General features: G+C 72.0%; 17 protein-coding genes. 16 read left to right on the forward strand and 1 reads right to left on the reverse strand.

Annotated elements, in window-relative coordinates:
• The first annotated feature begins 3 nt into the window (after positions 1-3).
• From ACZ7D7_RS07165 to ACZ7D7_RS07205, 9 genes are all read left to right on the forward strand, one after another.
• On the forward strand, positions 4-369 hold the full coding sequence (locus tag ACZ7D7_RS07165; protein WP_470822941.1) for a DUF4233 domain-containing protein: 366 nt from the start codon (positions 4-6) through the stop codon (positions 367-369).
• 66 nt (positions 370-435) lie between these two features.
• Positions 436-849 carry a nucleoside-diphosphate kinase gene (gene ndk / locus ACZ7D7_RS07170; RefSeq protein ID WP_279552871.1) on the forward strand — a complete coding sequence of 138 codons (414 nt, stop codon included), beginning with the start codon at positions 436-438 and terminating at the stop codon, positions 847-849.
• 276 nt (positions 850-1,125) lie between these two features.
• A complete protein-coding gene (locus ACZ7D7_RS07175) occupies positions 1,126-2,145 on the forward strand; it encodes a rod shape-determining protein (RefSeq protein ID WP_279552880.1) in 1,020 nt (339 codons plus the stop codon).
• 140 nt (positions 2,146-2,285) lie between these two features.
• Complete coding sequence (gene mreC / locus ACZ7D7_RS07180) at positions 2,286-3,233, forward strand: rod shape-determining protein MreC (protein WP_470822942.1); 948 nt, start codon at positions 2,286-2,288, stop codon at positions 3,231-3,233.
• A gap of 13 nt (positions 3,234-3,246) precedes the next feature.
• Positions 3,247-3,933 (forward strand): rod shape-determining protein MreD, encoded by a 687-nt coding sequence (gene mreD / locus ACZ7D7_RS07185; RefSeq protein WP_470822943.1) that lies wholly within the window; start codon positions 3,247-3,249, stop codon positions 3,931-3,933.
• A gap of 52 nt (positions 3,934-3,985) precedes the next feature.
• Complete coding sequence (gene mrdA, locus ACZ7D7_RS07190; RefSeq protein WP_470822944.1) at positions 3,986-6,250, forward strand: penicillin-binding protein 2; 2,265 nt, start codon at positions 3,986-3,988, stop codon at positions 6,248-6,250.
• Positions 6,247-7,446, forward strand: a complete 1,200-nt coding sequence (gene rodA / locus ACZ7D7_RS07195; protein WP_470822945.1) for a rod shape-determining protein RodA — start codon at positions 6,247-6,249, stop codon at positions 7,444-7,446. Before mrdA ends, rodA begins: the two co-directional genes overlap by 4 nt.
• 112 nt (positions 7,447-7,558) lie before the next feature.
• On the forward strand, positions 7,559-9,070 hold the full coding sequence (locus tag ACZ7D7_RS07200; protein WP_470822946.1) for a CYTH and CHAD domain-containing protein: 1,512 nt from the start codon (positions 7,559-7,561) through the stop codon (positions 9,068-9,070).
• Positions 9,071-9,111: 41 nt separating this feature from the next.
• Positions 9,112-11,079: a TIGR03960 family B12-binding radical SAM protein gene (locus tag ACZ7D7_RS07205; RefSeq protein WP_470822947.1), complete on the forward strand. Its 1,968-nt coding sequence runs from the start codon at positions 9,112-9,114 to the stop codon at positions 11,077-11,079.
• Between the two features lie 115 nt (positions 11,080-11,194).
• Here ACZ7D7_RS07205 and ACZ7D7_RS07210 read toward each other — a convergent pair whose 3' ends face one another.
• A complete protein-coding gene (locus ACZ7D7_RS07210) occupies positions 11,195-12,007 on the reverse strand; it encodes a hypothetical protein (protein ID WP_470822948.1) in 813 nt (270 codons plus the stop codon).
• A 280-nt stretch (positions 12,008-12,287) separates the two neighbouring features.
• On the opposite strand from ACZ7D7_RS07210, the gene ACZ7D7_RS07215 reads away from it, so the two are divergent.
• From ACZ7D7_RS07215 to ACZ7D7_RS07245, 7 genes are all read left to right on the forward strand, one after another.
• Positions 12,288-13,394, forward strand: coding sequence for a hypothetical protein (locus ACZ7D7_RS07215; protein ID WP_470822949.1), 1,107 nt, complete (start codon positions 12,288-12,290; stop codon positions 13,392-13,394).
• 48 nt (positions 13,395-13,442) lie between these two features.
• Positions 13,443-14,234, forward strand: a complete 792-nt coding sequence (locus ACZ7D7_RS07220; RefSeq protein WP_470822950.1) for a TIGR03936 family radical SAM-associated protein — start codon at positions 13,443-13,445, stop codon at positions 14,232-14,234.
• 245 nt (positions 14,235-14,479) lie between these two features.
• Positions 14,480-18,658, forward strand: coding sequence for an Rne/Rng family ribonuclease (locus tag ACZ7D7_RS07225; protein WP_470822951.1), 4,179 nt, complete (start codon positions 14,480-14,482; stop codon positions 18,656-18,658).
• A 274-nt stretch (positions 18,659-18,932) separates the two neighbouring features.
• Entirely contained in the window at positions 18,933-19,253 is a 321-nt protein-coding gene (gene rplU, locus ACZ7D7_RS07230; protein ID WP_004931419.1) for a 50S ribosomal protein L21, read from the forward strand.
• Positions 19,254-19,267: 14 nt separating this feature from the next.
• Entirely contained in the window at positions 19,268-19,522 is a 255-nt protein-coding gene (gene rpmA / locus ACZ7D7_RS07235; RefSeq protein WP_030961848.1) for a 50S ribosomal protein L27, read from the forward strand.
• 118 nt (positions 19,523-19,640) lie between these two features.
• Complete coding sequence (gene obgE / locus ACZ7D7_RS07240) at positions 19,641-21,077, forward strand: GTPase ObgE (protein ID WP_470822952.1); 1,437 nt, start codon at positions 19,641-19,643, stop codon at positions 21,075-21,077.
• Between the two features lie 279 nt (positions 21,078-21,356).
• Positions 21,357-22,907, forward strand: a complete 1,551-nt coding sequence (locus ACZ7D7_RS07245) for an alkaline phosphatase D family protein (RefSeq protein ID WP_470822953.1) — start codon at positions 21,357-21,359, stop codon at positions 22,905-22,907.
• Positions 22,908-23,131 lie beyond the last annotated feature (224 nt).

The following is a 23,131-nucleotide window of genomic DNA, read 5'->3' on the forward strand; positions in this document are numbered from 1 at the left end:
CCCGTGCGTACGCTGTGCTCCACGACGCTGATCAGCGAGTTCCTGGTCATCGGTTTCGCCGGTCTGGTCGCCATGAAGGAACCGGACCTGTCCGCGTCCACGGTGTGGACGGTCTGCGGCATCCTGATGTTCCTCAGCGTGGTGCTGTGCGCCGTCGTGACCCGGCCGGGCGGCGTCGCCCTCGGCTGGGCGCTGCAGATCGCGCTGATCGCGTCCGGGTACGTCGTGCCGATCATGTACTTCCTCGGTGTGGTGTTCGCCGGTCTGTGGTGGGCGTCGGTGCACTTCGGGCGGAAGGTCGACGAGGCGAAGGCCCGGTTCGCGGCCCAGGAGGCGGAGAACGATTGCGCACAGGCTGACGCTGTGTAACAGAGGGCCCGACACGCCCGGTAACCTCATCACCCCGCACACCCCTTGATCCGAAGGAGCCCGCCCGTGAGCCAGCGCACCCTCGTCCTCCTCAAGCCCGACGCCGTCCGTCGCGGCCTGACCGGCGAGATCATCAGCCGTATCGAGCGCAAGGCCGGCTGGCGGATCACGGCGCTGGAACTGCGCACCCTGGACCAGGACACGCTGGAGCAGCACTACGGCGAGCACAAGGGCAAGCCGTTCTACGAGCCGCTGGTCGAGTTCATGTCGTCCGGTCCGGTCGTCGCGATGATCGTCGAGGGCGAGCGGGTCGTCGAGGGCGTCCGCGCCCTGGCCGGACCCACCGACCCGATCGCCGCCGCGCCCGGCTCCATCCGGGGCGACTACGGCGTCATCGTCCGGGAGAACCTGATCCACGCCTCCGACTCCGAGGAGTCGGCCGAGCGCGAGGTCAAGATCTTCTTCCCCGGCCGCGCCTGACGCCGAAGGCCGAAACCGCGCGACGACACGGCGAGTCCGGGACACGGTTCCCGGACTTCCGGCATATGCGCGGCGTTCGAGGGAACGAGTGCCCCCGAACGCTCCTCTCCAGGAGCGAACGCACTCGGCATCTGCTGACAATGGCGGAGACCCTCACGCAGTGTCCGTGCAGGCGCGTCTACGATGGAAGCCTTCACGTCACAGCACCCACTTCGCCGACCTGACCAGCCCTCAAAAGCTCCCAGGAAGGCCAGACACATCCTGATGGGGAACTCAATGTCGTTCATCGGCCGTGACATGGCTGTCGACCTCGGGACCGCCAACACGCTGGTGTACGTCAGGGGTCGCGGGATCGTACTCAACGAACCGTCCGTCGTCGCGATCAACACCAACACCGGTGGCATCCTCGCGGTCGGCGCCGAAGCGAAGAAGATGATCGGGCGCACGCCCGGCAACATCGTTGCCGTACGTCCGCTGAAGGACGGCGTCATCGCCGACTTCGAGATCACCGAGCGGATGCTCCGTTACTTCATCCTGAAGATCCACAAGCGGCGGTATCTGGCTCGTCCGCGGGTCGTCGTCTGTGTGCCGTCCGGCATCACCGGCGTCGAGCGCCGCGCCGTCATCGAGGCGTCGTCCCAGGCCGGCGCCCGGCAGGTGCACATCATCGAGGAGCCCATGGCCGCGGCCATCGGTTCCGGCCTGCCGGTCCACGAGGCCACGGGCAACATGGTGGTGGACATCGGCGGCGGCACGACGGAGGTCGCGGTCATCTCCCTCGGCGGCATCGTCACCGCCCAGTCCATCCGCGTCGCGGGCGACGAACTGGACAACGCGATCATCCAGCACATCAAGAAGGAGTACTCCCTTCTGCTGGGCGAGCGGACGGCCGAACAGATCAAGATCACGATCGGTTCGGCGTACGAACTCGACTCCGACGAGCACACCGAAATCCGCGGCCGGGACCTCGTCTCCGGGCTGCCGAAGACCGTCGTCGTCTCCGCCGCCGAGGTCCGCAAGGCGATGGAGGAACCGGTCAACGCGATCGTCGACGCCGTCAAGACGACCCTGGACAAGTGCCCGCCGGAGCTGTCCGGCGACATCATGGACCGCGGAATCGTTCTGACCGGCGGCGGCGCCCTGCTGCGCGGCCTCGACGAGCGGCTGCGCCGGGAGACCGGCATGCCCATCCACATCGCCGAGGACCCGCTGGACAGCGTGGCGCTCGGGTCGGGCAAGTGCGTCGAGGAGTTCGAGGCGCTGCAGCAGGTCCTGGACTCCCAGCCCCGCAGATGACACAACTCTTCGATTCCGCCGTACGGGACGTTCTTCTCTCGTGCGGCGGATCGTTGATATAGAGACATAGGCTCCCCAAAAGGGCTCCGCACATACCGCACACTCCGCACATTCCGACGAGGAAGGCACGGCCGCCGCACGTGAGGGACACACGAGAGAGCCGGCTGCTCCTGGTGCTGCTGATCGCCATCGCGTTCGCACTGATCACGGTGGACATCCGCGGCGGGGAGGACTCACCGGTCGACGGTGCCCGGCAGGCCGCGGCCACCGTCTTCGGGCCGATCGAGAACGGGGTCTCCGCCGCGGTGGACCCGGTCGGCAACGCGGTCTCCGCGATCCGCGACTCCGGCGAGCGCCACGACCGCATCGCCCAGCTGGAGAAGGAGAACGCCGCCCTCAAGGCGACGCTCGGCAGCGACGACCGCAACCGCAGCCGCCTCAAGCAGCTCGACAGCATCCTGAAGACGGCCGGCAAGGGCCAGTACGGCATCAAGGGCGCCCAGGTCATCGCGATAGGAGCGGCCCAGGGCTTCTCCTGGACCATCACCATCGACGTCGGCGCCAATGACGGCGTCAAGCGCGACATGACCGTCCTCAACGGCGACGGTCTGGTCGGCCGCGTGACCACCGTCGGCCCCAACACGGCCACGGTCCTCCTCGCCACCGACCCCGACTTCACCGTCGGCACCCGCATGGAGAACGGCGACGAACTCGGCTTCGCCTCCGGACAGGGCGACCGCCCGCTGCGCGTCGAACTCCTCAACGGCAAGGCCGAGGTGAAGAAGGGCGACCGCCTCGTCACCTTCGGCTCCCAGGCCGACAAGCCGTTCGTGCCCGGCGTCCCCGTCGGCGTCGTCTCCCGCGTCGACCCCTCCGGCGGCGACCTGACCCGCACCCTCTACGTCACGCCGTTCGTCGGCTTCACCAAGCTCGACATCGTCGGCGTCGTCGTCCAGGCCCCCGAGAAGGACCCGCGCGACACCGTGCTCCCGGCCAAGCCCAAGCCGACCCCGACGCCCACCGTGACGGTGACGGTCACCCCGTCCGCCCAGGCGCCCGCCGACGGCCAAGACCCGCAAGAGCAGTAGGAGCTGTCACCCCATGCGCGTCAACCGGATCCTGCTGTCCTCGACCCTGGTCGTCGTCGCCCTGGTGATCCAGGTGAGCGTCCTCGCCCGCCTCCACCTGCCTGGCGCCGTCCCCGACCTGATGCTGCTCACCGTCCTCGGCCTCGCCCTGGTCTACGGACACGTCGGCGGCGCCCTCGTCGGCTTCGGCGCCGGACTCCTCGCCGACCTCGCCCCGCCCGCCGACCACGCCGCCGGGCGCTACGCCCTCGTGCTGTGCGTCATCGGCTACCTCGCCGGCCTCGTCAAGCCCGACAACGGCCGCCTGCGCTCCGCGACCGCCCCCATGGTCGTCGTGGTCGCCGCGGCCATCGGCTCCACCCTGCTGTACGCCGGCGTCGGCGCTCTCGTCGGCGACACCGCCGCCCGCCACGTCGGCCTCGGCAGCCTGCTGTTCACGGCCGCCCTCTACGACCTGCTGCTCGCCCCGTTCGTCGTCCCCGGCATCATGGCGCTCGCCCGCCGCGCCGAGAACGACCCGCTCGCCGACACCGGCTCCGCCGCCAAGGGCACCGACATCTCCTCCGGCTGGCTCTCCTCCGGCACCGGACTGCGCATCGGCGGCCAGCGCACCGGCGGACTCGGCGGCGCCCTGAAGGTGAAGGCGGCCCGCGCCAGGGTGGCCCGCGCCGGACGCATCAAGGGGGTCAAGCGGCTGTGACCGCAGCGCCGTACACGACCCGCGCACGCAACGAGAGGGGGAGGCAGCCCAGTTGAGCAACATCCCCGAGACCGGCCGGACGCCACGCGTCCAGATCCGGCTCGTCGTCATCCAGATCCTCGTCCTCTCCCTGCTCGGCACGCTCGGCGGCCGGCTGTGGTACCTCCAGATCCGCGAGGGCGAGGCCTACGCCAAGGAAGCCTCCGGCAACCACGTCCAGCAGGTCGTCCAGCCCGCCGTGCGCGGCTCGATCCTGGACGCCCGCGGCGTGCCGCTCGCCGACAACGAGACCCGGCTCGTCGTCTCCGCCTCCCGCACCGACCTGCTGAAGATGAAGGACGACGGCGACGCCGTCCTCACCAAGCTCGCCGGCGTCCTCGGCATGACCCCCAAGGAGGTCAAGGAGAAGGTCCGGCTGTGCGACGCCGAGACGCCCCAGCCCTGCTGGAACGGCTCGCCCTACCAGCCCATCCCCATCACCGACGAGGCCACCCCCAAGCAGGCCCTGCAGATCCGCGAACGCGCCGAGGACTTCCCCGGCATCACCGCCGAACCGCAGGCCGTGCGCCGCTACCCGAGCCCCGGCAAGGCCAACACCGCCCAGGTCCTCGGCTACCTCTCGCCCGTCACCGACGAGGAGATCCAGCAGGCCCAGGACACCGACTCGCCCTACCTGCGCTCCGACCAGGTCGGCCGCTCCGGCCTGGAACGGCAGTACGACAAGCAGCTGCGCGGCAAGGCCGGCGTCACCCGCTACGAGGTCGACAACCTCGGCCGCGTCATCGGCAAGGCCGAGTCCGACCCGGCCGAGGCCGGCTCCAGCCTCGTCACGAGCCTCGACGCCCGCGTGCAGCGCGTCGCCGAGTACGAGCTGAACGAGGCCATGAAGGCCGCCCGCAAGGAACACGACCGCAACACCAACCGCAACTACGAGGCCGACTCCGGCGCCGTCGTCGTCATGGAGGCCAAGACCGGCCGCGTCGTCGCCATGGCGTCCAACCCGACGTACGACCCGAACGCCTGGGTGGGCGGCATCTCCGCCAAGGACTACACCCGGCTCACCGGCAAGGAGTCCAACTACCCGCTGCTGAACCGCGCGATCCAGGGCCAGTCCGCGCCGGGCTCCATCTTCAAGGTGATCCCGACGGCCGCCGCGGTCAACGCCGGCTACTCCTTCAACGGCCCCTACGAGTGCTCCAGCAGCTACTCCATCGGCGGACAGGTCTTCAAGAACTTCGAGTCCAAGGGATACGGCGCGATCAGCCTCGGCCGCGCCCTGGAGGTCTCCTGCGACACCGTCTTCTACCGCCTCTCCCACGAGGAGTGGAAGCGCGACGGCGGCACCAAGCCGAAGAAGAACGCCAACGACTGGTTCTACAAGACCGCCCACCAGTTCGGCCTCGGCAAGGAGACCGGCATCGACCTGCCCAACGAGGTCGCCGGCCGCGTCCCCGACCGCCAGTGGAAGCAGGACTACTGGAAGGCCAACAAGGACGCCTGGTGCAAGACCGGCAAGAAGAACGGCAGCTACGCCGAGAAGATCGCCTACGAGAACTGCCTCGAAGGCAACCGCATGCGCGCCGGTGACTCCGTCAACTACTCCATCGGCCAGGGCGACACCCTCGTCACCCCCATCCAGATGGCCAGCATCTACGGCGCCATCTCCAACGGCGGCACCGTCTACACGCCCACCGTCGGCAAGGCCGTCGTCAGCGCCGACGGCAGGACCGTCACCGAGATCGAGCCCAAGGCCGACGGCAGGCTGCCGATGGCGAAGAAGACCCTCAACGCCATAGACGATGCCCTCGAGGGCGTCGCCACCCGCGGTACGGCCGCCTGGCGGTTCGGCGGCTGGCCCCAGGACAAGATCCCGATGCACGCCAAGACGGGTACCGCCGAGGTCTACGGCAAGCAGACGACCTCCTGGTTCGCCACGTACACCAAGGACTACACGGTCGTCATGACGATCTCCCAGGGCGGTACGGGCTCCGGCGCCTCGGGCCCCGCCGTCCGCAAGATCTACAACGCGCTCTACGGCGTCTCCGAGGAAGGCGACATCGACCCGAAGAAGGCCCTCCTGCCCACCCCGCAGAAGAGCCTGCCCAAGGTCAGGACGGACGGCACCATCGCCGCCCCGAAGATCCCCGCCGACCCCGCGGCGCCCCTGAAGGAGGAGAAGGCCGGCGAGCCCGGCACCACCGCTCCCGACGGACAGCAGCAGCCCGCCGGCACCGCCCCGCCCGGGACCGGCACCAACCAGGACACCCGCAGACGCCCGCGCAGGCGCGCCAAGGGAAGCCGGAGGACCCGCGCATGACCGGCGCCAACAGCTTCCAGGTCTCCGGCTACGGCCCCCGGCGCGCGGGCTGGACCCGCCTGTTCGCCCGTGACTCGCCGATCCGGCGGCTCGACTGGCCGCTGCTCCTCGCGTCCGTCACGCTGTCCGCGATCGGCTCGGTCCTCGTCTTCTCCGCGACCCGCAACCGCACCGACATCAACCAGGGCGACCCGTACTACTTCCTCGTCCGGCACATCATGAACACCGGCATCGGGCTCGCCCTGCTGGTCGGCATCGTCTGGCTCGGCCACCGCGCGCTGCGCACGGCCGTGCCGATCCTGTACGGCGCCTCGGTGTTCCTGATCCTGCTGGTGCTCACGCCGCTCGGCTCCACCGTCAACGGCGCGCACTCCTGGATCGTCCTCGGCGGCGGCTTCTCCCTCCAGCCCTCGGAGTTCGTGAAGCTCACGATCATCCTCGGCATGGCCATGCTGCTCGCGGCCCGCGTCGACGCCGGCGACCGGCAGCACCCCGACCACCGCACCGTGCTCCAGGCCCTCGGCCTGGCCGCCGTACCGATGGTCATCGTGATGCTCATGCCCGACCTCGGGTCGGTCATGGTGATGGTCATCATCGTGCTCGGCGTGCTGCTCGCCTCCGGCGCGTCCAACCGCTGGGTCTTCGGACTGATCGGCGCCGGGACCGTCGGCGCGCTCGCCGTCTGGCAGCTCGGCGTCCTCGACGACTACCAGATCAACCGGTTCGCCGCGTTCGCCAACCCCGACCTCGACCCGGCGGGCGTCGGCTACAACACCAATCAGGCCCGCATCGCCATCGGCTCCGGCGGACTCACCGGCTCCGGCCTCTTCAACGGCTCCCAGACCACCGGCCAGTTCGTCCCCGAGCAGCAGACGGACTTCGTCTTCACCGTGGCCGGCGAGGAACTCGGCTTCGTCGGCGGCCTGTTCATCATCGTCCTGCTCGGCATCGTGCTGTGGCGCGCCTGCCGCATCGCCCGCGAGACGACCGACCTGTACGGCACGGTCGTCGCCGCCGGAATCGTCGCCTGGTTCGCCTTCCAGACCTTCGAGAACATCGGCATGACCCTCGGCATCATGCCCGTCACCGGCCTGCCCCTGCCGTTCGTGTCCTACGGCGGCTCCTCGATGTTCGCCGTCTGGATGGCCGTCGGGCTGCTCCAGTCGATCAGAGCCCAGCGGCCCATGTCCGCCTGACACCCCACCGCACGGGGCCACCGCACCACGGAGGGCCGCCCGCACCGGCGCCGCACGGGCCGGTACGGGCGGCCCTCTGCCGTCCCGGCGCCCGCGCGACTAGATTCGGTTCATGGCGGACACCAAGCGCGAGATCGAGCGGAAGTACGAGTCCGACGACAGCGGCCTGCCCGACCTCACCCGGGTCGGCGGCGTCGCGGCCGTCGTCGACAAGGGCGTCGCCCACCTCGACGCCACCTACTACGACACCGCCGACCAGCGCCTCGCCGCCGCCGCCATCACCCTGCGCCGCCGCACCGGCGGCTCCGACGCCGGCTGGCACCTGAAGTTCCCCGTCGCACCCGGCGTCCGCGACGAGATGCGGGCCCCGCTCTCCGACACCGTGCCCCGCGCCCTCGCCGGCCTCGTCCGCTCCCGCGTCCGCGACACCGACCTGGCCCCCCTCGTCCGGCTGCGCTCCGACCGCGACGTACGCCACCTCCTCGACGCCGACGGCCGGCTGCTCGCCGAGGTGAGCGTCGACGCCGTGCACGCCGAACGGCTCACCGGCGACGGCGGCGAAAGCCAGTGGACCGAGATCGAGGTCGAACTCGCCGACGGGGGAGACCCCGCCTTCCTCGACACGGTGGAGAAACGACTCCGCAAGGCCGGCGTCCGCCCCTCCGGCTCCGCGTCCAAGCTCGCCAGGGCCCTCGCGGAGACCGCGCCGGAACGCGCCCGCCGGGACCGCCGCCCCGCCGCACCGCCCGCCACCGCCGGCGACCACGTCCTCGCCTACGTACGCGCCCAGCGCGACGCCCTCGTCGAGCTCGACCCCGCCGTCCGCCGCGACCTGCCCGACTCCGTGCACCGCATGCGCGTCGCCACCCGCCGCCTGCGCAGCGCCCTCCGCTCCTACGCCAAGGTCCTCGACCGCGCCGTCACCGACCCGGTCGGCGCCGAACTCAAATGGCTCGCCGGCGAACTCGGCGTCGACCGCGACCGGGAAGTCCTCACCGACCGCCTGACCGCGGCCCTGGACGAGCTGCCCCGCACCCTCGTCACCGGCCCCGTCCGCACCCGCCTGCGCACCTGGTCGCACGCCCGGCGCGGCGGCTCCCGGCGCCGCCTCGTCGCCGTACTCGACGGCAGGCGGTACCTGGACCTGCTCGACGCGATCGACGCCCTGATCGCCGCACCGCCGCTGCGCAAGGCGGCCGAGGGCAAGCCCGGGAAAGTGATCGCCGAGGCCGTGCGCAAGGACTTCGCCGCCCTCGCGGAACGCGTCGAACAGGCCCTCGGCCTGCCTCCCGGCGACGACCGCGACCTCGCGCTGCACGAGGCCCGCAAGAAGGCCAAGCGCACCCGCTACTCGGCGGAAGCCGCCCGAGCGCCCCTCGGCGCACCCGCGGCCGACCTCGTGCGGTCGATGAAGTCCCTCCAGGGCCTCCTCGGCGACCACCAGGACAGCGTGATGACCCGCCTCGCCCTGCGCGACCTCGCCCGCCAGGCCCACGACGCCGGAGAGAGCGCCTTCACCTACGGCGTCCTGTACGCCCGCGAGGAGCGCCGCGCGGAACGCGTCGAGGAGGCGCTGCCCCGGGTCTGGCGGACGGTGTCCGAGGGACCCCTCCAACCGGGTTAGTCTGGATGGTCACCCCTGTCAGCACACAAAGGTTCCGTGAGATGCCTGCCGAAGCCGCCGAGTCTGTGCAGTCCGTGTTTCCGCAGCTCGAAGCCCTGCTCCCGCATGTGCAGAAGCCGATCCAGTACGTCGGCGGAGAGCTCAACTCGACGGTGAAGGACTGGGACTCCTGCGACGTCCGCTGGGCACTGATGTACCCGGACGCGTACGAGGTCGGCCTGCCCAACCAGGGCGTCATGATCCTCTACGAGGTACTGAACGAGCAGGAGGGCGTCCTCGCCGAGCGCACCTACAGCGTCTGGCCGGACCTGGAGGAGCTGATGCGCGAGCACCGGGTCCCGCAGTTCACGGTCGACAGCCACCGCCCGGTGAAGGCCTTCGACGTGTTCGGCCTGTCCTTCTCCACGGAGCTCGGCTACACCAACATGCTGGCCGCCCTGGACCTCGCGGGCATCCCTCTGGAGGCCCGGGACCGCGGCATCGACGACCCGATCGTCGTCGCCGGCGGACACGCGGCGTTCAACCCTGAGCCCATCGCCGACTTCCTCGACTGCGCCGTGATCGGCGACGGCGAGCAGGCGGTCCTGGAGATCACGGCCATCGTCCGCGCCTGGAAGGCCGAGGGCCGCCCCGGCGGTCGCGAGGAACTCCTGCTGCGCCTGGCGAAGACCGGCGGGGTGTACGTCCCGGGGTTCTACGACGTCGAGTACCTCCCCGACGGCCGCATCGCCCGCGTCGTCCCCAACCGCTCGGGCGTGCCGTGGCGCGTGTCGAAGCACACCGTCATGGACCTCGACGAGTGGCCGTACCCCAAGCAGCCGCTGGTCCCGCTCGCCGAGACCGTCCACGAGCGCATGTCGGTGGAGATCTTCCGCGGCTGCACGCGCGGCTGCCGCTTCTGCCAGGCGGGCATGATCACCCGCCCGGTCCGTGAGCGCTCGATCACGGGCATCGGCGACATGGTGGAGAAGGGCCTGAAGGCGACGGGCTTCGAGGAGGTCGGCCTGCTCTCCCTGTCCTCCGCGGACCACAGCGAGATCGGCGACATCGCCAAGGGCCTCGCCGACCGCTACGAGGAGGACAAGATCGGCCTGTCCCTCCCCTCCACCCGCGTCGACGCCTTCAACATCGACCTGGCGAACGAGCTGACCCGCAACGGCCGCCGCTCCGGCCTCACCTTCGCCCCCGAGGGCGGCTCGGAGCGCATCCGCAAGGTCATCAACAAGATGGTCTCGGAGGACGACCTCATCCGGACCGTCGCCACGGCCTACGGCAACGGCTGGCGCCAGGTGAAGCTGTACTTCATGTGCGGCCTGCCGACCGAGACCGACGACGACGTCCTCCAGATCGCCGACATGGCGACGAAGGTCATCGCCAAGGGCCGCGAGGTCTCCAAGTCCAACGACATCCGCTGCACGGTGTCGATCGGCGGCTTCGTCCCCAAGCCGCACACGCCCTTCCAGTGGGCGCCGCAGCTCAGCGCGGAGGAGACGGACGCCCGCCTCACCAAGCTCCGCGACAAGATCCGCGGCGACAAGAAGTACGGCCGCTCCATCGGCTTCCGCTACCACGACGGCAAGCCCGGCATCGTCGAGGGCCTCCTCTCCCGCGGCGACCGCCGCATCGGCGCGGTCATCCGCGCGGTCTACGACGACGGCGGCCGCTTCGACGGCTGGCGCGAGCACTTCTCCTACGACCGCTGGATGGCCTGCGCCGAGAAGGCCCTGGCCCCCTACGGCGTGGACGTCGACTGGTACACCACCCGCGAGCGCACCTACGAGGAGGTCCTCCCCTGGGACCACCTCGACTCGGGCCTCGACAAGGACTGGCTCTGGGAGGACTGGCAGGACGCCCTCGACGAGACGGAGGTCGAGGACTGCCGCTGGACGCCGTGCTTCGACTGCGGGGTGTGCCCGCAGATGGACACCCACATCCAGATCGGCCCGACGGGCAAGAAGCTGCTGCCGCTCACGGTGAAGAAGCCCGCGGCGAGCGGCCACGCGCACTGAGCCGCGGCCGCATGCGGTGAGCGCGCGCCGCAACGGGCGCGGAACGAGACGAGGCCCCTCCTTCGGGAGGGGCCTTCGTCGCCTCGGGGGCCGGGGTGCCGTGCGGGGCGGGCGGTCAGTGCGGGTGCCTGCCGGTCGGCTTCGCCGGGGTCGCGGGGCAGTCCGCGGACCGCTGGCGGTGGCGGGGCAGCGCGCGGCGGGGCGGCCGGGTGAGGGTGATCTGGCGGACGAGCTGCTGGAAGCACGTCAGCGCGGCGACTCCCGGCAGTGCGGCGGCGGCCGTGTCGGCGATGGTCCGGGGTGCCTGCACGACGCAGAGCAGCACCGCGACGGAGGAGAACAGCAGGACGACGAACCACGAGTGCACGGCGCGGCGCTGGTGCAGCGCGGCGCGCAGGACGGACAGCGAACCCGCCATCCAGGGGCCGTAGACCAGCATGGGCCACCAGGCGGAGGAGCCGCCGGTGTGGTTCGTGGTGGTGACGAGGAGCAGCGGCTCGTAGGTGACCACACCGCTGAAGACGCTGACCATGGCGACGGTGACGGCGGCCAGGGCCGCGAGGACGTAGCTGGCGACTCGCACGGCGTCGGGGCGGTTTCGCACGGTGAGTTTCCGGTGGCCCCGCCGGGCCGTGCGCAGGGGCGGCAATTCCTCCGTGATGTCCTGGAGGTTCCGCAGCGGGCTGCCCGCCGGGGGAGCGGTGGCCGGCGTCTCCTCGCGGGGGTGGGGCACGGCCGCGCCGTATTCTTCGTTGTGGGCTTCCTGGAGGAGGTAGGCCAGTTCTTCGGCGGGGTCCCAGGGCGGGAGGGACGGGTCCATCGGGTCGGTGAAGACGCCGGTGGCCCGGTGTCTTCCGGTGCCGGTTTCCGGGGGGAGGCCGGACGGGTCGGCGCCGTACCAGAGATGGTCGAAGTGTTCGTCGTTCATGCCGGCTCGGACTCCAACCGTTGAGCACCAGTCGGCCCAGGTGGGGTTGCCTTCGTCATATCCCCACTAACGTCGCCTCTTTCACTTGGATGCGCGGCGATCGAGTGAACAGTCGCATAGGGAATTTCTTTTTAAAAGAGATTCCGTGTGTCATTCCGTCACTCTTCAATTCATTTTTTCTCGTGGCGTTGAACATATGAGGCGCACGGTCTGCCGCCGTCCGTTCCGCCCGTTTCGCGTGTGCGGGATCCGTTCGTGCCGCGGGCGCGTCTACGTCGGTATGGATCTGGAGAAGCCGGGGGCGCCGGCGGGCGAGGGGTGTCTCGTCGCGGTGATCCGCATTCCCGTGCGGATCGTGATGCTGGTGCTGGTCGTGCCCGTGCGGCTGGTGTGGGACGCGCTGGTGGTCGCCGGGCGGGTCCTGAACGACGTGCTGTTCCGGCCGGTCGGGCGGGCGCTGCTGTGGCTGGGGCGGGCGGTGTTCGTGTGGCCGTTCGTGGCGCTGTGGCGGTATGTCGCCGTGCCGCTCGGGCAGGGCCTCGCCTGGCTCGCGAGGGTGCTTCTGGTGGTGCCCGCGGTGTGGGTCCACCGGTGTCTGCTGGCCCCCCTCGGGCGTGGGGTGCTGTGGCTGCTCCGGGGGGCCGGGGCGGGGCTGGCGTGGGTGTACGCGCGCGTGCTGACGCCTCTCGGGCACGGGGTCGTGTGGCTGCTCCGGGGTGTGGGCGGGGTGCTCGCCGCGATCGGCGCCGGGGTGTTCGGCGCCGTGGCGTGGCTCGTGCGGTACCTCGTCGTCGTACCGGCCGGGTGGCTCTACAGGTGGGTGCTCGCGCCCGTCGGGCGCGCGGTCGTGTGGTGCGTCGGTGGGCTGGTGTGGCTGCTGGGGCGTCTCGTCGCCGGCCTCGGGTTCTGCCTGTACTGGCTCACCCGCGTGCTGTTCGTGCTGCCCGCGCTCGCCCTGTGGCGCTGGGTCCTCGCACCCGTCGGGCGCCTCCTCGCCCTGGTGGGGCGGGAGGTCCTGGACGCGCTCGGTCACGCCTGGCGGATCGCCGGACGGATCTCCCTCGCCGTCGGGCGGTTCTTCGCGGCGCTCTTCCGATGGGTCCTGGTCGAGCCGCTGCGCTGGGTGTACCGCACGCTCCTCACCCCGCTCGGCCACGCCGTGCGCGACGCGGTCCTGCGGCCGGCGGCAGCGGCGGCGCGCCGGGTGGGCCGGGCCGCCCGGCAGGCCCTCGCCGCGGCCCGCGACTCCGCCCGGCAGGCCCGCGCCGACCTCCGCCGCGCCCTGTTCGGGGCGCCCCGGCAGGCCCGGCCGGTGGACCGGCGGGAACCGTACGGGCACGAGACACGTACTCTTGGTAGCAGTACGACCGCTCTCACGAAGGACTGAACGACACTGGGCAAGCGACAGCCCGAAGGCCCGCCGCCCGCACCCGCGGTGCAGCGCATCCGACTGCGCTACACCAAGCGCGGCCGCCTCCGGTTCACCAGCCACCGTGACTTCCAGCGCGCCTTCGAGCGTGCGCTGCGCCGTGCCGAGGTGCCGATGGCGTACTCGGCGGGGTTCACACCGCACCCGAAGGTGTCGTACGCCAATGCCGCACCCACCGGCACGGGCAGTGAGGCGGAGTACCTGGAGATCGCGCTCACCGAGCCGCGTGATCCGGAGAAGCTGCGCGTCCTCCTCGACGAGTCGCTGCCCGCCGGGCTCGACGTCATCGAGGCGGTCGAGGCCCGGACCTCGGGGCTCGCCGACCGGCTGACGGCCTCCGTGTGGGAGCTGCGGCTGGACGGCGTGGACCCGTCCGACGCCGCCCGCGCGGTCGAGGCGTTCAACGGCGCCGAGGCCGTCGAGGTGCAGCGCCTGACCAAGAACGGCGTTCGCACGTTCGACGCCAGGTCCGCGGTCGCGAGCCTGGAGAGCGTGGAAACGCACAGTTCACCGGCTGATAGGCCGAGTGACCAGCCCTGTGCGATACTGCGGCTGGTTGTTCGGCACGTGACGCCTGCCGTTCGACCCGACGACGTCCTGTCCGGTCTCCGCGCCGTGGCCGACCTGGCGCCGCCGGTCCCCGCAGCGGTGACCAGGCTGGCGCAGGGGCTGTTCGATGAAGAGACCGGCACGGTGACCGACCCGCTCGCGCCCGACCGCGAGGCAGCTGCGACCGAGCCCCACGAGGCCGCCGCCACTGCCACCGCGACGGCGCCGACGCCGGAAGGCTCCGCGTAGGGACGGACGTCGAAAGCGCCGCCCTCGAACTCGGGAGCCACCTGGGTCGGGCAGCGCACCGACCAGAAGACTTTCGCCAGGCCGTACGCATTCGGCGTACGGAACCGGCGAGACAGGACACAGAGAGCTCCCGAGCGGCGCCCGCGCCCCGGACGGCGGCACACGCGCATCGCGCGAGCCGCGGACGTCACCGGCACCGCCGGACCAGGCGCGGCGCCCGGGAGCCTGACGGGAGAAACGCCCGCATGCTCGAGCCGACCGAACCCACCGAGGGTTCCGAACCCAACAACACCCCCAGCGACACCCTGCCGCCGCGTCGTCGGCGCCGTGCCGCGTCCCGCCCGGCGGGCCCGCCCGCCGCCGCCACCGGCACCCCGGTGGAGACCGTCGCGCCGGCCATACCGGCCGCCGACCTCACCGAAGACGCCGCTGCCGCGTCGGCGGAGGAGGAGACCCCGGACGTCGAGGCCGCCGAAGCCGTCGAGGAGACCCCCGAGGCTCCCGCCGCCGAGGTCACCGCCCCCGGGGCCCCAGCCGCCGAGACCGCGCCCGCCGGCCGTCCGCGTCGCCGTGCCGTGCGCCGCGCCTCCGCGCCCGCCGGGTCGCCGGCCGCGGCCGAGGCCGCCGAGACCGTCGTACCGACGGCGTCCGCCGCGCCCGCCGTCGAGAAGGGCACGCCCGCGACGCCCGTCGCGGCGCGGAGCGCCGACACGGGCGCCGGTACGGGTGCCGACCAGACCACTGACAGCGCCGAGCAGAGCGCGGAGACCGCCGAAGAGGCGGCTCCGCGTCGTACCCGGCGCCGTGCCACGCGCCGGGTGTCCGCGCCCGCCGGGGCGCCCGAGAGCACGGAGGCGCCGGTGACCGCTGGTGACGAGAGCACGCCCGAATCGACCGACAGCACCGCGGAGGCCACCGGAGCCGGTGAGTCCGGCGAGGCCGTGAAGTCCGGCCGCGCCGCGAAGAGCGAGCGCACCCGCAGGTCCGGCCGCGCGGGCCGCGCCGCCAAGGCCGAGGCCGCCGAGACGCCCGCCGCCGACGCCGCCCCGGCCGGTGAGACCGTCGCCGCCGAGGGACAGCAGGCGCCCGCCGCCGAGGCCCCGGCCGCCGAGACGCCCGCCGCCGAGGAGTCCGCCGCCCCGCGCCGTCGGCGCCGCGTCGTCCGCAAGGCCGCCGCCGGTTTCGCCGCGCCGCAGCCCGAGCCCGCCGCCGCGCCGGCCTCCGCACCGGAGGAGTCCGCGTCCGCCGAGGCCGAGTCGCCCCGTCGCCCGGCGCGCCCCGCGGTCGCCGTGTTCCAGCCGCCGGTGTTCACCGAGCCCCAGTTCCAGACGCCCGAGCGCGCCGCGGCCGAAGCCGCCGCCGAGGCCGCCGGGGACGAGGAGCCCGAGGAGACCGAAGAGGAGGCGGAGGCCTACCAGGAGGAGCAGCCCGCCGCCTCGCGCCGCCGGCGCCGCCGCCGCGGTGCCGCGTCCGACGAGGCCGAGGGCCGCGCCGCCGAGAGCCGTGCCCCCGAGGGCCGGGTCGCCGTGCCGCCCGCCGCCGAGGACGAGTCCGAGGAGGCCGAGGAGTCGGCCGAGGACCACGCCGAGGGCGAGGAGTCCGAGGAGACCGGCTCGCGCCGCCGGCGCCGCCGGGGCGGCCGTCGCCGTCGCCGGGGCGAGTCCGCCGACGGCGAGTCCGGCGACTCGGACGTCGAGGACACCGCCGCCGAGCAGGCCGCGCAGGACGCCGAGGACACCGCGGAGCAGGCCGAGGAGGACGCGGAGGAGTCCGCCGACGAGTCGGCCGGGGGCCGCGACGACCAGGGCGGTTCCAGCAGCAGCCGGCGCCGTCGCCGCCGCCGTCGCCGCGCCGGCGACTCCGGCACCGACGTCGAGCCGACCCCGGACGACCCCGAGCGCACCGTCGTCAAGGTCCGCGAGCCCCGCCCCAAGGCCGAGCCGTCCGACGAGGTGCAGTCCATCAAGGGCTCCACGCGTCTGGAGGCGAAGAAGCAGCGCCGCCGCGAGGGCCGCGAGCAGGGCCGCCGCCGCGTGCCGATCATCACCGAGGCAGAGTTCCTGGCCCGGCGCGAGGCCGTCGAGCGCGTGATGGTCGTCCGCCAGCACGGCGACCGCACCCAGATCGGCGTCCTCGAGGACAACGTCCTCGTCGAGCACTACGTCAACAAGGAGCAGTCGACGTCGTACGTCGGCAACGTCTACCTCGGAAAGGTGCAGAACGTCCTGCCGTCGATGGAGGCCGCCTTCATCGACATCGGCAAGGGCCGCAACGCCGTGCTGTACGCCGGTGAGGTCAACTTCGAGGCGCTCGGCATGGCGGGCGGGCCGCGCCGCATCGAGTCCGCCCTGAAGTCCGGCCAGTCGGTCCTCGTCCAGGTCACCAAGGACCCGATCGGGCACAAGGGCGCCCGCCTGACCAGCCAGGTCTCCCTCCCGGGCCGTTACCTCGTGTACGTCCCCGAGGGCTCGATGACCGGCATCAGCCGCAAGCTGCCCGACACCGAGCGGGCCCGCCTGAAGACGATCCTCAAGAAGATCGTCCCCGAGGACGCGGGCGTCATCGTGCGCACCGCCGCCGAGGGCGCGAGCGAGGACGAGCTGCGCCGCGACGTCGAGCGTCTCCAGGCGCAGTGGGAGGACATCCAGAAGAAGGCCAAGAGCGGCAACGCCCCGACGCTGCTCTACGGCGAGCCGGACATGACCGTCCGCGTCGTCCGCGACATCTTCAACGAGGACTTCTCCAAGGTCGTCGTCAGCGGCGACGAGGCCTGGTCGACCATCCACGGCTACGTGTCGCACGTCGCGCCCGACCTGGCCGACCGGCTGTCGCGGTGGACCTCCGAGGTCGACGTCTTCGCCACGTACCGGATCGACGAGCAGCTCGCCAAGGCGCTGGACCGCAAGGTCTGGCTGCCGAGCGGCGGTTCGCTGGTGATCGACCGGACCGAGGCGATGGTCGTCATCGACGTCAACACCGGCAAGTTCACCGGTCAGGGCGGCAACCTCGAGGAGACGGTCACCAGGAACAACCTGGAGGCGGCCGAGGAGATCGTGCGTCAGCTGCGGCTGCGCGACCTCGGCGGCATCATCGTCATCGACTTCATCGACATGGTGCTGGAGTCCAACCGGGACCTGGTGCTGCGCCGCCTGCTGGAGTGCCTGGGCCGGGACCGTACGAAGCACCAGGTCGCCGAGGTGACCTCGCTGGGCCTGGTGCAGATGACCCGCAAGCGGGTCGGCCAGGGCCTGCTGGAGTCGTTCTCCGAGACCTGCGTGCACTGCAACGGCCGCGGTGTCATCGTCCACCTGGACCAGCCGAGCGCGGGCGGTGGCGGCGGCAAGCGCAAGAAGCGCGCGCGGGCCGGTGCCGACCAGCCGCACGAGCACGAGGCGGCCGTCGCCGTCGAGACCGCCGAGCAGGAGGCGGAGAGCGAGGCCGACGTCGTCGCCGAGGTCGCCGAGCCGGTGGCGCTGCCCGAGCCGGACTTCGCGCCGGACGAGGAGCTGTACAGCAGCGTCGCCGAGGCGGAGGCCGCGGCGGGCCGGGGCCGTTCGCGGCGCCGGTCGAGCCGTCGGGCGTCCGCCCCGGCGGGTGCGCCGCGCGGCGAGACGGTCAGGCCCGAGCCCACCCGGCCGGAGCCGGCCAGGACCGAGGCCCCCGTCGCCGAGGAGGCGCCGACCGCGCAGGACGTGAGCGCCGCCGAGGAGGCCGAGCGTCCGGTGCAGCCGGAGTCGGCCGCCGAGGCGCTGGCCGAGCCCGCGGCCGTCGAGGACGCCGTCTCCGGCGCCCCGCAGCCCGAGTCCCGGCCGGCCGCCGCGCCCGCCGAGGAGGTCGCGCCCAAGGGCCGTACGCGGCGCCGCGCGACCCGGAAGGCCACCGCGCCCGCCGGTTCGCCCGCCGGTGCCGAGGCCGCCGTGGTGACGGTGTCCGAGTCGGCCCGGGCGGCCCAGTCGGCCCCAGTGTCGCAGCCGTCCGCACCGCAGGCCGAGGAGCCCGTCGCGGCCCCGTCGGCCCCCGAGGCCGAGGCGCCCGCCGACAGCGCCGCCCCGGCCCGCCCGAGGCGCCGCGCCGTGCGCAAGCCCACGACGCCCACCGCGTCCGAGGAGGCGGCCGTCGTGGTCGTCCCGTCGGCGCCGGCGGAGACGCCCGCCGAGACCGTCACCGAGGCCGTCACCGAGGGCGAGGGCGCCGACGAGGCGGCCCCGGCCAAGAAGACGGCCCGCAAGGTGGCGAAGAAGGCGACGGCGAAGAAGGCCGCCACCAAGAAGACCGCGGCCAAGAAGACGGCCGCGAAGAAGACGACGGCCAAGAAGGCGGCGGCGAAGACCACCAAGTCGGCCGCCAAGAAGACGGCGTCGAAGAAGACCGCGGCGGCCTCCCAGCAGGCGCCGTCCACGGTCACGGCGTCCACGGAGGACTGACCCGGGTCCCCTGCCGTACCGGTGAAAGCGCGGGTCCCCGACTCGATCGGGGACCCGCGCTTTCCCGTCGAAGGGGCCCGGCCTTCCCGTCGAAGGGGCCCGGTTTGACCCTTCAGGCCGGTCACCCGTAACCTTGACCGTCGGCGTGTCCATAGACAGGCCACATCCCCGTAAACCTCTTCCTCCCGGTCACAGGGTTGGCCGGGAGAGGCCGTCCGTTGCCGGGCGGCTGGACTGCGGGGGTGCCGTTCCCGAGCGAGAGAGTGAGATCCGCGTGTACGCCATCGTGCGCAGCGGTGGTCGCCAGCACAAGGTTGCTGTCGGCGACATCGTTGAGGTTGACAAGATTTCCACTGCCAAGGTTGGCGACACGGTCGAGCTCTCGACCCTGCTCGTTGTCGACGGCGACGCTGTGACCAGCGACCCGTGGGTGCTGGCCGGCATCAAGGTCCAGGCCGAGGTCGTGGACCACCACAAGGGGCAGAAGATCGACATTCTGCGCTACAAGAACAAGACCGGCTACCGCCGTCGTCAGGGCCACCGCCAGCAGTACACGGCGATCAAGGTCACTGAGATCCCCGCGGCTGCGAAGTAAGGGACTGAGGAGAGATGGCACACAAGAAGGGCGCATCGTCCACCCGTAACGGTCGTGACTCCAACGCTCAGCGCCTCGGCGTGAAGCGCTTCGGCGGTCAGGTCGTCAACGCGGGCGAGATCCTGGTCCGCCAGCGCGGCACCCACTTCCACCCGGGTGCGGGCGTCGGCCGCGGCGGCGACGACACGCTGTTCGCGCTGAACGCCGGTGCGGTGCAGTTCGGCACCCACCGTGGCCGCAAGGTCGTGAACATCGTTCCGGTCGCCTGATCGGAAGCTTTCGCGAGGCGGACCTCACTTCCCTCAGGGGAAGCGGGTCCGCCTTTCGCGTGTTGCTCATAAGCGCAGCACCACAAGACATACACGCACGTAACTGGAGGCACATCCCATGACCACCTTCGTGGACCGCGTCGAGCTCCATGTCGCCGCGGGTAGCGGAGGCCACGGCTGTGCCTCCGTCCACCGTGAGAAGTTCAAGCCGCTCGGCGGCCCGGACGGCGGCAACGGCGGCCGGGGCGGCGACGTGATCCTCACCGTCGACCAGTCCGTCACGACGCTGCTGGACTACCACCACTCCCCGCACCGCAAGGCGACCAACGGCAAGCCCGGCGAGGGCGGCAACCGGTCCGGCAAGGACGGCCAGGACCTGGTCCTGCCCGTGCCGGACGGCACGGTCGTCCTCGACAAGGCGGGCAACGTCCTCGCCGACCTCGTCGGCCACGGCACCTCGTACGTCGCCGCGCAGGGCGGCCGGGGCGGGCTCGGCAACGCCGCGCTGGCCTCCGCCCGCCGCAAGGCGCCCGGCTTCGCGCTGCTCGGCGAGCCCGGCGACCTCCAGGACATCGTCCTGGAGCTGAAGACCGTCGCGGACGTGGCGCTGGTCGGCTACCCGAGCGCCGGCAAGTCCTCGCTGATCTCGGTGCTGAGCGCCGCCAAGCCGAAGATCGCCGACTACCCCTTCACGACCCTCGTGCCGAACCTCGGCGTGGTGACGGCCGGTTCGACCGTCTTCACCGTCGCCGACGTGCCGGGACTGATCCCGGGCGCCAGCCAGGGCAAGGGCCTGGGCCTGGAGTTCCTGCGGCACGTGGAGCGGTGCAGCGTGCTCGTGCACGTGCTGGACACCGCCACCCTGGAGTCCGACCGCGACCCGGTCTCCGACCTCGACGTCATCGAGGAGGAGCTGCGGCAGTACGGCGGGCTCGACAACCGCCCGCGGATCGTCGTCCTGAACAAGATCGACGTGCCGGACGGCAAGGACCTCGCCGAGATGGTGCGGCCCGACCTGGAGGCCCGCGGCTACCGCGTCTTCGAGGCGTCGGCCGTGGCCCACATGGGCCTCAAGGAGCTGTCGTTCGCGCTCGCCGACCTGGTCGCCAAGGCACGTGCCGCGCGGCCGAAGGAAGAGGCGACGCGCATCGTCATCCGGCCCAAGGCCGTGGACGACACCGGCTTCACGGTGACCCGCGAGGAGGACGGCCTGTTCCGGGTGCGCGGCGAGAAGCCCGAGCGCTGGGTGCGCCAGACCGACTTCAACAACGACGAGGCCGTCGGCTACCTCGCCGACCGGCTCAACCGGCTCGGCGTCGAGGACGAACTGCTCAAGGCCGGCGCCCGCACCGGCGACGGCGTCGCGATCGGCCCCGAGGACAACGCGGTCGTCTTCGACTGGGAGCCGACGGTCATGGCCGGCGCCGAGATGCTCGGACGGCGCGGCGAGGACCACCGCCTCGACGCCGCCCGGCCGGCGGCGCAGCGCCGCCGCGACCGGCAGGCCGAACGGGACGACGCGGACCGCGAGTTCGAGGGCTTCGAGCCCTTCTGACCGAGCGGGCCGTGACCCGGGTGCGTTACTCCAAGGGGAAAGCCCCGGCGTACCTCTTGGGCTGCGCCTACTGAACGGCCCCTCCGCGCAAGCCCGTTGAGGGCACTGTGGTCCCGTTGCGGCCACGTCGCGTTCGCCGCGTCGTTCCCCCGCCGCAACGGGTCCTCTTCTGTCTGCCTATTTGTCATGCACGCGAACTCCGTCGTTCAGCCGGTGGACCGCCCGGCCGCGTGACCTCTTGGGGTGTCCAAGAGGTACGCGAGTCAAGGGAGTTCGCCGATGACCGGCGCAGCATCGCCCGACCGACGCCGCTTTCTGACCGCCGGGGCCGCTGCCCTCGGCGCCGCCGCCTCCGCCCAGCTGTGGCTGCCGCACTCCGCCCGCGCGGCCGAAACCCCGCTGCCCGACGGCCTGTTCAGCCTCGGCGTCGCGTCCGGCGACCCGCTGCCCGACGGCGTCGTGCTCTGGACGCGGCTCGCCCCCGACCCGCTGAACGGCGGCGGCATGCCCGACCGGGCCGTGCCGGTGGAGTGGCAGGTCGCCGACGACGCCCGGTTCAGAAGGGTGCTGCGCCGGGGCACCGCCCTGGCCCGGCCCGAGTACGGGCACAGCGTTCACGTGGACGTCCGCGGGCTGCGCGCCGACCGCCAGTACTGGTACCGCTTCCGCGCCGGCGGGCAGCTCTCGCGGACCGGCCGCACCCGCACCGCGCCGCACCGCTTCGACGCGGGCGGGCCGCTGCGCGTGGCGCTCGCGTCCTGCCAGAACTGGCAGCACGGCTGGTTCACGCCGTACGCCGACATGCTGGAGCGCGATCCGGACGTCGTGGTGTTCGTCGGCGACTACATCTACGAGTCGACGCCCTCGGCGACGGGCGTGCGCCGCCACGAGGGGACCGGCGAGCCGTACAGCCTCACCCAGTACCGCAACCGGTACGCCCAGTACCGCACCGACCCCGACCTGGCCGCGATGCACGCCAACGCCCCGTTCGTCGTCACCTTCGACGACCACGAGGTCGACAACGACTTCGCCGGCGAGATCCCGCAGGACCCGGCCAAGCAGCCGCACGACGCGTTCGTGGCCCGCCTGACCGCCGCCTACCAGGCGTACTACGAGCACATGCCGGTCCGTGCCACCGCCGTCCCGAACGGCCCGCACATCCGGATGTACCGCCGCCTCGACTTCGGCCGGCTGGCCCGGCTCAACGTGCTCGACACCCGCCAGTACCGCAGCGACCAGGCCACCAGCCAGGCCGGCGCCCAGGACCCGAAGCTGACCATGCTCGGCGCCCAGCAGAAGCGCTGGCTGCTGGACGGGCTGCACGACTCGCCCGCCCGCTGGAACCTGATCGCCTCCCAGATCATGATGGCCGAGACCGACCTCAAGGTCGGCGAGGGCAAGCTCTGGTTCTACGACGCCTGGGACGGCTACCAGGCCGAACGCAACGCCTTCATGCGGGAGTTCAAGCGGGTCAGCAACCCCGTCGTGCTCTCCGGCGACCGCCACCTGACGATGATCAGCGACCTGAAGGAGGACTACGCGGACCCGGACTCCGCGGTCGTCGGCGCCGAGTTCGTCGGCACCTCCATCTCCAGCAACGGCGACCAGGACCAGGCCGCCTTCCGGGCGGAGTGGGACCCGCGCCGGGCGGACAACCCGCACTGGAAACTGCTCGACGCCCACCGCGGCTACCACCTGTTCGACATCGGCCGCGACGGCATCGACGCCCAGGTCCGCGTGGTCGACACGGTCCGCGCGCCCCGCGCCGCCGCGCGCACCCTGGCCCGGCTGCGCGTCGAGGCAGGCCGTCCCGGCGTCCGGCTCGCCTGACCCGCCCCGCACGGCGGGGGAGAAGCCCGGGACCCTTCGCGGTCCCGGGCTTCGGCGCGTCCGGGGAGGGCGTCCCGGGATCTTCACGCCGCCTGAAAAAGCGGATAGTCGTTCCCTGCGTGAGTTCCTCGCATGATCCGAATTGCAGCAGTACTGAAACATTGCAGCAGTACTGGAACATTTAATTCCGCTGTGCGGCCCCTGTGTGCGACGCTCCGGCGCAC

The organism is Streptomyces sp. NPDC037054 (assembly GCF_055606745.1).

Coding starts and splice junctions, on each gene's coding strand:
- ACZ7D7_RS07175 (WP_279552880.1), top strand. CDS start 1,126: ATGTCGTTCATCGGCCGTGACATGGCTGTCGACCTCGGGACCGCCAAC.
- mreD (WP_470822943.1), top strand. CDS start 3,247: ATGCGCGTCAACCGGATCCTGCTGTCCTCGACCCTGGTCGTCGTCGCC.
- rodA (WP_470822945.1), top strand. CDS start 6,247: ATGACCGGCGCCAACAGCTTCCAGGTCTCCGGCTACGGCCCCCGGCGC.
- ACZ7D7_RS07200 (WP_470822946.1), top strand. CDS start 7,559: ATGGCGGACACCAAGCGCGAGATCGAGCGGAAGTACGAGTCCGACGAC.
- ACZ7D7_RS07205 (WP_470822947.1), top strand. CDS start 9,112: ATGCCTGCCGAAGCCGCCGAGTCTGTGCAGTCCGTGTTTCCGCAGCTC.
- ACZ7D7_RS07210 (WP_470822948.1), bottom strand. CDS start 12,007: ATGAACGACGAACACTTCGACCATCTCTGGTACGGCGCCGACCCGTCC.
- ACZ7D7_RS07215 (WP_470822949.1), top strand. CDS start 12,288: ATGGATCTGGAGAAGCCGGGGGCGCCGGCGGGCGAGGGGTGTCTCGTC.
- ACZ7D7_RS07225 (WP_470822951.1), top strand. CDS start 14,480: ATGCTCGAGCCGACCGAACCCACCGAGGGTTCCGAACCCAACAACACC.
- rpmA (WP_030961848.1), top strand. CDS start 19,268: ATGGCACACAAGAAGGGCGCATCGTCCACCCGTAACGGTCGTGACTCC.
- obgE (WP_470822952.1), top strand. CDS start 19,641: ATGACCACCTTCGTGGACCGCGTCGAGCTCCATGTCGCCGCGGGTAGC.
- ACZ7D7_RS07245 (WP_470822953.1), top strand. CDS start 21,357: ATGACCGGCGCAGCATCGCCCGACCGACGCCGCTTTCTGACCGCCGGG.